The organism is Stutzerimonas sp. LR2 (assembly GCF_055755175.1).
On the sequence record NZ_JBVTRR010000029.1, the window covers coordinates 1 to 1,304 of the forward strand.

The window sequence follows — 1,304 nt, forward strand, 5'->3', positions numbered from 1 at the left end:
TTTGTTCGCTGTGACCGAAACCGGTCGGTTTCGTACACCACTTACAGCACATGTCCGAAACTTAGTGAAATTAATTTCGGACACACGTTATAATTCGGACATCCATTTCGTACGGAAAGTTTCCCATGTCACGTGTTTTTGCCTACTGCAGGGTCTCAACTCTGGAACAGACCACAGAAAACCAGCGTCGTGAAATTGAAGCGGCGGGTTTTGCCATCAGATCCCAACGACTTATTGAGGAGCATATCAGTGGCTCGGTTGCTGCCAGCGAACGCCCCGGATTTATCCGGTTGCTAGATCGCATGGAAAATGGGGATGTACTGATTGTCACCAAACTTGACCGTCTGGGTCGTAATGCGATGGATATCCGAAAAACAGTAGAGCAACTGGCGGCTTTAGATATTCGCGTTCATTGTCTCGCACTCGGAGGCGTTGACTTGACCAGTCCGGCCGGAAAAATGACTATGCAGGTAATTTCTGCTGTAGCGGAGTTTGAGCGGGATTTGCTGCTTGAGCGAACGTATTCAGGTATTGCGAGGGCAAAAGCGGCTGGAAAACGCTTCGGTCGCCCCCCCATCCTGAGCGAGGAACAAAAGCAAACAGTGACAGAGCGCCTAAATTCTGGCATCAGTATCAGTGCTATTGCCCGGGAATTTAATACCACCCGCCAGACTATCCTTCGGGTAAAGGCTGGATTGCTGCAAGAGTGAGCGGCTGGGAAGATTATAAAAAAATCAAATGGTTATTATGAAATAAAACAGCCTGCTGGGTTCTTTTCCCCCTATTTTTTATAAAAGAGTAGACAAAAGAGGTTCGCGATATTAATCTACCAACTAGATGGTTGGTACTGATTACACCAGCTATACCTTTTATCAAGAAATTACAGGAGCCATTATGTCTACTACCGTTAAACCTTCTGCAGACGCAGCTGCGATCCACAATACCCGTGAAGCAGTTCGCAGCCAGCCTGGCCTGGGTAACCTGACTTTCCAGATGAAAGCCCGTTCCAGCGGCGGATTAACCGTTCGCACAGAGACCGGCGCCACAATCCAGAACGGCGTTATCGATACCAGCCGTGTGGGGAAATTTTCTAATATCGGTGATGAACCCGCAGGTTTACTCGGCACCGATACCGGCATGAGCCCGACTGAATACATCATGCAGGCGCTGGCTGGCTGTTATACCGCCACCCTTACCATGATGGCTGCTGAAAAAGGGATCGACCTGGACGGTATCGAGCTGGATCTTAATTTCGATATCAACCTCAACGGCTTCCTTGGGCTGGACAGCAACGTGCGTAAAGG

The 1,304-nt window shown here is 49.2% G+C and carries 2 protein-coding genes; both read left to right on the forward strand.

What is annotated here, in order from left to right:
• The first annotated feature begins 125 nt into the window (after positions 1 to 125).
• Positions 126 to 710 carry a recombinase family protein gene (locus ACVRRC_RS21775; protein ID WP_258773623.1) on the forward strand — a complete coding sequence of 195 codons (585 nt, stop codon included), beginning with the start codon at positions 126 to 128 and terminating at the stop codon, positions 708 to 710.
• Between the two features lie 184 nt (positions 711 to 894).
• A partial coding sequence (locus ACVRRC_RS21780; RefSeq protein ID WP_472997544.1) for an OsmC family protein occupies positions 895 to 1,304 on the forward strand: 410 nt, incomplete at its 3' end.

What these genes read in the sequence shown, in the direction of transcription:
- ACVRRC_RS21775 (WP_258773623.1), top strand. Translation starts at nt 126, where the DNA reads ATGTCACGTGTTTTTGCCTACTGCAGGGTCTCAACTCTGGAACAGACC.